This is a genomic window from Clostridia bacterium (assembly GCA_034926675.1).
Classification (GTDB): Bacteria; Bacillota; DTU025; order DTU025; family DTU025; genus JAYFQW01.
Map to the genome: position 1 here is coordinate 143,200 of JAYFQW010000042.1, position 7,137 is coordinate 150,336.

The window sequence follows — 7,137 nt, forward strand, 5'->3', positions numbered from 1 at the left end:
GGCCGGGCGCCCATTGCGCAATCCTATTGCTCCGGAAGGTTCCGGTAGACGGTCACTGTTCAATCAGCCTGGCCACAAGCTCCTTGAGGAACCACTCGACGTCACTCACAATCCCGATCGCCTGGAACGTGCCGCGGTCCGCAAGCTTAGTGACAGTCGCTGGGTTTATGTCGACACACACTGTTTTCACACGAGCAGGAAGGAGGTTGCCTGTGGCTATGGAGTGCAGCATTGACGACAGCATCAGGGCCATCTCCACACCCTCAGTGTTTCTCCTCATATCGGACTGCGCACGCACAGTATCGGTTTCCACATCAGGCAGCGGCCCATCGTCACGAATGGACCCTGCCAGCACGAATGGAACGTTCTCCGTGATAAGCGCGTGCATGACGCCCTTTGTGAGCACGCCTGCTTCAACGGCCTGACGCAGCCCGCCCAGGCCCCGGATGCGGTTGATAGCCCGCAGGTGATGGGTGTGGCCTTCCGCTGCCGGGGCTCCAGTTTCCAGATACACCCCGAGCGACGTGCCAAACAGCGCGGATTCCACATCGTGCACAGCTACCGCGTTCCCAGCGAATAGCACATTCACGTAACCTGCGCGTATGAGAGCCACCAGGTGTTTGCCTGCCCCAGTGTGGATCACCGCCGGGCCAGCCACCACCAGGATCTTGCCGCTGTGCTCCCGGATTTCCTTCATTTCCCGTGCGATCTCTCCAACAACCCGAGCCTTTGGCTTCTCGCTCGAGATCTCGCTTCCCATGAATGAGAACACTTCTTTGTGCCGGGTTCTCTCCATGGGCGCGATGCGTATACCCTTTCTGCCAATTACCACCAGCTGTCCGCGACGTACCTCACCCATGGGCAGGCATAGCGCTTCGCGTTTCTCCCGATCCGCCACAATTCCGCAGTCCATCTCGATATGCTGGACCGGAACCCACTCCTCGGAGAGGTTGATGAATGTCTCCAGGTTGGTGGTGGAGTAGAATCCGTCGGGGAATACCCCATCCTGCTCCACGGGGGCGAGGGCAACCTCCTCCTGATTGGCAACAAGCGCTCCCAGCTCATGCACTCGCGCGAGTATCTCGTCAAGCTCCTCACACGTCTCAGCGCCGATCTCCACCCGCGCATAGCTTGAATCCATCTTGGTGCGTCCTATCTGGGTTTCGAGGAATTCGAAATCCCCTCCCAGATCGATGATGGCATCCACTACACGCGACAGTATCAGCGAGTCGATTAGGTGCCCTCTAAGCTCGATTTCAGCCGTGTACACCGTCTTCTACCTCCTGTTGTTTGATGGGAACGGCGGGGTACGGTTATGCAAGTAGAGCGAATAATGTATAACCAAAATCCGATAACCCTACCTTATTCTATCAGACGCGCCCTGCCGTAGCAAGCGCGCAGATGGCAGCTGCCTGGAAATGCGGGGTAATCGTGAGCAAAATCCATCACAGATGAGAGTATCCTGCCGTCATCTGCCTGTGTTAGTATGGACATGTAAACAGGTCACAACCAGGGAGGCTGCAACGATGGAAGAACACCCCGTCGCAACGGTAGAGCTTGAGAGCGGCGCCGCCATTGAGATCGAGTTGTACCCGGACACCGCTCCGAATACCGTGCGGAGCTTCATCAGCCTGATTCGCAAGGGCTACTATACTGGCCTGACGTTCCACCGAGTGATCCCCGGCTTCATGATCCAGGGGGGATGCCCGAAGGGCGTGGGAATCGGGGGGCCGGGATACAGCATCCGAGGAGAGTTCGCGCTCAACGGAGTCGAGAACAGCCTGAAGCATACCAAGGGAGTCATCTCCATGGCCCGTTCCTCCCACCCGGACTCTGCGGGCTCGCAGTTCTTCATCATGGCAGGAACAGCCCCTCACCTTGATGGGAATTACGCGGCCTTCGGGAAAGTCATATCCGGCCTCGATGAAGTAGAGCGCATCGTATCAGTCCCGCGCGACCGAAACGACAAGCCCCTCTCCCCTGAACGCATGAAGCGCGTCACTGTTGAGCTGTTTGACACGGAATACCCCGAACCCGACAAGGTCGACTAGGGGCTCAGCGCCCTGCAGCCGGGCGCCATATATAGGGCTCCCCGGCTGCGCGCCCGAGTCGCCTGACGAGGCGCGACCGAGTCGCGGGGCGATAGTGTCGACGAACCCAGCAGTGAGACGAGCTCAATGTCGATGGAATGGACATTGAAACGCCCGCAGTGTCGATGAATCCAGCATTGAGACCCTCCAAACGTCCGCCCCGGCAGGATCCGCGACGGGGAGCTTTCGCGGCGAACCGCATGGCATAATATGGCGCGTCCGACTTGCAGCTAGACGCGTTTCCGGGAATCGCCCGGGCGCGTCGTTGAACCCGCATGAACCTCGACTGCTGGAGCGGGAGTGTCAATGTCGACGGAATGGACACTGACCCCGTGGTCAATGTCGAATCGAGTGGCATTGAGGGCGCGACGATGCCGGTTTGATCGACATTGAGCGCCTGCGGGACCGGAATCTCAAGAACCGCGGATTCGCATCAGTGGCTGTGAGCACCGTGGGCGGGGTGTTTCCCTCCGCAATGCCAAGGCAATGCTCCAGGCGCAGAGCATCTGCGGAGTTCAGAGCTGCACACAGCAGCTGGCAGTCTCGGTCACAGGCGCGGTCACGACCACGGTCACGGTCGCGACCACGACCACGGACTCGAACCCGGGCACACAATCGGGTAGGAGGGGGCGTCTAGCCCCCGTCCTCCCACACCACCGTACGTGCCGTTCGGCATACGGCGGTTCATGAAACCTTAGGAATTCTGCGCGTAGAGATCCACCACGCTCAGAAGCCCTTGGTTTCGCCAGTAGGCGAGGCCGAGGGCTTTGTTCACCTGCGGAGTGTTAGCGAGTCGCCAGTATGCTTTACGCGACCCGCTGATCTTTTGTGCCCACTCATCGGGAATGCCCAGAGCGACGAGGTTTCGCCGCACCGTCTTGGGCATCTTCTTGCTTCAGTGCAAGGGCTTCAGTCACACCGCCCTGTTGCCGAGATAGTATTATAGGAAACCAAACTGTAGGATCGGAGAAGATGGAGAATGAGCCTTATGGTCCCCGGTGTCATGCAAGGCCTGGTGGGAGCGTCCTCCTCCATGAGATTCGCAGATACTTCCATGAGCATCTATCAGCAGGCCAGAGCAAGGCATGACGAAGACGCTGCGGCTCGATCCCTGGGGTATGCAGCAACTTGCATCGACAGTGCAGCCGAGTCAAGCGTGAGAGCGCAAGAAGCTCTGAAGAAAGCGCAACTCGAAGCCAAGGAGCGTGCCGAGGACGAACAGGAAACGGGAGCACAGCGGCTGACAACGAATACGCCAGCGCCGGTCGACACTGTGGAAATCAGTAAGGAAGGCCGGACAGTCACCGAGGGGAAGCCCGACGCCGAGACCGTGCATAGCACTGAGCCTGCGGCTGACGCAGTTGACGATCCCGTAGTGTACACATCGCTGGCCAACACCGCGCCCGTAGCCGTTCAACCTAGACTATCAGTGATCGCATGATAATCGGCGCGCTTCACCTTCAGAAAGAAACCGCACCTCCAGTTCGGCGGCCAGAATGTGCACAGGCTAACCGCCGCGCCCGAGGTTGGGTCTTCGTGCCCTTCCGGGTTTAGGTCGTCAGATTAGGGCGTCTTCTGTTGGGGACCTGTGTCGTCAGCTGCGCCCGGCGCATTCAGCTGTGAGAGAGCATGCCGTAGACGATAGCTTTCACCGGTGAACGCCAGCACGTGTCCGTGGTGAACGAGCCTGTCGATGAGCGCCACGGTCAGCCGGTTGTCGTCGATCACCGTGTTCCAGTGTCCGAATTCGAGATTCGTGGTTATGGCCACGCTTCGGCGCTCGTAGCAATTGGCTATCACCTGGAACAGAAGCTCGGCTGCGTGGCGATGCAGGGGTAGAAAGCCCAGCTCGTCCACAATGAGCAGATCGCACGATTCGAGATCCCGCGTGAAGCTCCCCAGCGTTCCCTTTGCGTTCTTCTCAAGCAGGCGATTGGCCAGATCGACCGTCTGAAAGAATCGCACCCCGAGGCCCTCGCAGAACCGGACTTGAACCTCTCAGCTCATCCGGCTCCCATTATCCAGCCGACGGCAAAATCCCTAGCTGCCAGTGCGCAGACAATCTCGGTTCACGCCTGGCGATCCTCCCAAGCCAGTACGTCGCTCGCCGTTGATGGACGAGTTTCTTGTACTTTCGTTGCACCCATCGCACCAAGGCTCGGTTCAGGTAGTTGAGCACCGAATACAACTCCGACTTGTAAAAGCGCCCATAGTAGTTGATCCAGCCCCTGATGATAGGATTGAACATCCTCGCCAAATCCTCAAGGGTCTTGTCCGGCTTCAGGTGCATGCGCCAGCTGTGAATCGCCTGCCGCATCGCCTTTTTCGCCTTGTTGCTCACCGCCGGTGTGAAGTTGATGAAGAGCTTGCCATATCTGTTCTTGGATCTTCGCGGCCGAAACGTATACCCCAAGAAGTCGAATTTCGTTTCAGGGTAATCGCCGCGCCGGTCGTCGTCTTTGCAGTAGACGATGCGCGTTTTCGTTGGATGCAGCTCCAGTCCGCACTCCGCTAACCGTCCCTCCAGGCTGTCCCGAAGTTCCAGCGCGCCCTCCAGGCTGCTGCAGTGAACAACAGCATCATCGGCGTAACGCGCAAACGGTTTGTCCGGGTGTGTCCTGTCCATCCACCTATCGAACGCGTAGTGCAGAAACAGATTGGCCAACACCGGGCTTATCACACCGCCCTGTGGCGTTCCCTTCGTCCGCTCGACCACCGCTCCATTCGGCATCTGAAACGGCGCCTTGAGCCACCGTTCGATGTACAGAATGACCCATGGGTTGTCGGTGTGCTTGCGGACGGCCTTCATCAACAGTTCGTGGTCGATGTTGTCGAACAGCCCCTTTATGTCGAACTCCAGAACCCAGTCGTGCTTCCAGCACCGCTCTCGCGTAACTGCAAGCGCGTCAGCGGCCGACTTCCCTGGCCGGCATCCATAGGAGTCCGAGTGGAAATACGGTTCCACCCTCGGCTCGAAGTAGATCTTCACGACCATTTGCGCCACTCGGTCCGCCACGGTTGGCACTCCGAGCACTCGCACCTCTCCGCTTTTCTTGGGTATCTCTACCGCCCTAACGGGGGGAGGAAAGTAGCTTCCCGACGACATCCTGTTCCAGAGCTTGTAGAGGTTGTTCTTCAAGTTCAACTCGAACGACTCTAGGCTTTCGCCGTCTACTCCGGCCGCGCCTCCGTTCGCTTTCACTCGTCGAAATGCCTCCAGCACTACATGCTTAGAGATTTGATAAGGCTTTGTCTTGTTCAACTAGCTCTTCCCTTACGGTTGACCATTGACCAAAACCGGATAAAACAGCCCCTGCGCTCCGCATCGGTACTCTCGCCCTTGCGGGTCCTCCGCTTGGACTTCTCCCTTTTGGACTTCTCCCTTGGCGTCGGAGAGCAGGTTCCCACGTTCCTAACCGAAGCCTGCGCCGCGTTCACGCCGCCTTCATGCCGGCCACCACCTGGACAGTAAACAGGCGTCCTCCAGATTCATCCTGGGCTAACGACTACCTCCCGGTTCTGATGGCGTCCTTACGCTTTCGACACTTTATCAGCGGTTCACTTGTGTTCGTCTCCATCGACGCTTACCTGACGAAATCTCGTTTCGCCTTTTCCGCAACGCTCACCACCATGGCTTTTCCTCCACAGCAGCTTGCAGTGGTTTGGAGCCTCCACCTGCCTGGCGGCTCCGGGGGGGCCCTCCCCCATCTTCGGTTAAGCATGGCGTCCAGACTGACGCTCAGCCTGTTCGCCTTCGTCGCGCACAAGCATCGGCATAGCGAACAAACCTATGGCCTCTCTTCTCAAGTTCCCAGTCAAGGTCGTTCAGCATGATGTTAGCAACCAAGGGGCTTAAGGGACCGCCCTGGGGCGTACCCTCCTCGCTTCTCACACACACGTCGTTTTCCATGACTCCGGCTTCGAGAAACGCACGGATCAGTTTGAGCACCCGCTTATCTCGAACCACCCTGGCCATTTTGGCCATCACGATGTCGTGATTGACGCGGTCGAAGAACTTGGATAGGTCCATGTCTACCGCGAATCCGTATCCTTCTTCGATGTAGCCGCGGGTTGCAGGGCCGGGATTCTCAATTTTGAGTGAAACGGCGGCGTACATTCTCATCCGTGAGGAGTTTGCGGCGGCCCGCGCTCAAATATGGGAAACTTCGCCCGGACCTATGAGGCACGCCGTCGAGGCGCGGCTGTATGCCGCCAGTGGATCGGCGGCAGGTTCCCGGTGCGACGATGCCCGAGGCGGGCACAACGCGCCTAACCGAACACTGGAAGCAAACACCGAACGTAGCAGACACACGAGCGCGAATTCCAAGGAGAATCGGAATGGTGATTTGCGCCGCCTGACGAGACGCGACCGAGTCGTGGGGCGATAATGTCGACGAATCCAGCACTGAGACGAGCTCAATGTCGATGGAATGGACATTGAAACGCTGGCGATGTCGATGAATCCAGCATTGAGGCCCTCCAAACGTCCGCCCCGGCAGGATCCGCGACGGGGAGCTTTCGCGGTGAACCGCATGGCATAATGTGGCGTGACTGACTCGCAGCTAGACCCGTTTCCGGGAATCGCCCGGACGCGTCGTCGAATCCGCGCGAACCTCTGCTGCGGGAGCCGGATAGTCAATGTCGACGGAATGGACATTGACCCAGTGGTCAATGTCGAATTGAGCGGCATTGAGCGCGCGACGATGCTGGTTTGATCGACATTGAGCGCCTGCGGGACCGGAATCTCAAGAACCGCGGATTCGCATCAGTGGCTGTGAGCACCGTGGGCGGGGTGTTTCCCTCCGCAATGCCAAGGCAATGCTTCAGCCGCAGAGCATCTGCAGAGCTCAGAGCTGCACACAGCAGCTGGCAGTCGCGGTCACGACCACGAACCCGAACCCGGGGAAATCGGGTAGGAGGGGGCGTCTAGCCCCCGTCCTCCCACACCACCGTACGTGCCGTTCGGCATACGGCGGTTCATGAAACCTTAGGAATTCTGCGCGTAGAGATCCGTCAAGCTCAGAAGCCCTTGGTTGCGCCAGTGGGC

The 7,137-nt window shown here is 58.7% G+C and carries 6 protein-coding genes and 1 pseudogene; 2 read left to right on the forward strand and 5 right to left on the reverse strand.

Annotated elements, in window-relative coordinates; translation table 11 throughout:
- Nucleotides 1-52: 52 nt before the first annotated feature.
- Nucleotides 53-1,270: a TIGR00300 family protein gene (locus VB144_10740; GenBank protein ID MEA4884108.1), complete on the reverse strand. Its 1,218-nt coding sequence runs from the start codon at nt 1,268-1,270 to the stop codon at nt 53-55.
- Nucleotides 1,271-1,526: 256 nt separating this feature from the next.
- On the opposite strand from VB144_10740, the gene VB144_10745 reads away from it, so the two are divergent.
- Nucleotides 1,527-2,051, forward strand: coding sequence for a peptidylprolyl isomerase (locus tag VB144_10745; protein MEA4884109.1), 525 nt, complete (start codon nt 1,527-1,529; stop codon nt 2,049-2,051).
- A gap of 733 nt (nt 2,052-2,784) precedes the next feature.
- Here VB144_10745 and VB144_10750 read toward each other — a convergent pair.
- The gene (locus VB144_10750; GenBank protein MEA4884110.1) at nt 2,785-2,976 is read right to left on the reverse strand and encodes a hypothetical protein; all 192 of its coding nucleotides are present in this window, start codon (nt 2,974-2,976) and stop codon (nt 2,785-2,787) included.
- A gap of 147 nt (nt 2,977-3,123) precedes the next feature.
- Between VB144_10750 and VB144_10755 the strand changes: the two genes are divergently transcribed.
- Nucleotides 3,124-3,531, forward strand: a complete 408-nt coding sequence (locus VB144_10755; GenBank protein ID MEA4884111.1) for a hypothetical protein — start codon at nt 3,124-3,126, stop codon at nt 3,529-3,531.
- 122 nt (nt 3,532-3,653) lie between these two features.
- Here the strand turns inward: VB144_10755 and VB144_10760 are convergent, their stop codons facing one another.
- The 3 genes and pseudogenes from VB144_10760 to VB144_10770 all read right to left on the reverse strand — a co-directional run bounded on the left by VB144_10760 (nt 3,654) and on the right by VB144_10770 (nt 6,153).
- Nucleotides 3,654-4,055 (reverse strand): ATP-binding protein, encoded by a 402-nt coding sequence (locus VB144_10760; protein MEA4884112.1) that lies wholly within the window; start codon nt 4,053-4,055, stop codon nt 3,654-3,656.
- Between the two features lie 52 nt (nt 4,056-4,107).
- Nucleotides 4,108-5,352 (reverse strand): group II intron reverse transcriptase/maturase, encoded by a 1,245-nt coding sequence (gene ltrA / locus VB144_10765; GenBank protein ID MEA4884113.1) that lies wholly within the window; start codon nt 5,350-5,352, stop codon nt 4,108-4,110.
- A gap of 501 nt (nt 5,353-5,853) precedes the next feature.
- Nucleotides 5,854-6,153 (reverse strand): annotated as a pseudogene (locus tag VB144_10770) (reverse transcriptase domain-containing protein).
- Nucleotides 6,154-7,137: the final 984 nt, after the last annotated feature.

What these genes read in the sequence shown, in the direction of transcription:
- VB144_10745 (MEA4884109.1), top strand. Translation starts at nt 1,527, where the DNA reads ATGGAAGAACACCCCGTCGCAACGGTAGAGCTTGAGAGCGGCGCCGCC.
- VB144_10750 (MEA4884110.1), bottom strand. Translation starts at nt 2,976, where the DNA reads ATGCCCAAGACGGTGCGGCGAAACCTCGTCGCTCTGGGCATTCCCGAT.
- VB144_10755 (MEA4884111.1), top strand. Translation starts at nt 3,124, where the DNA reads ATGAGATTCGCAGATACTTCCATGAGCATCTATCAGCAGGCCAGAGCA.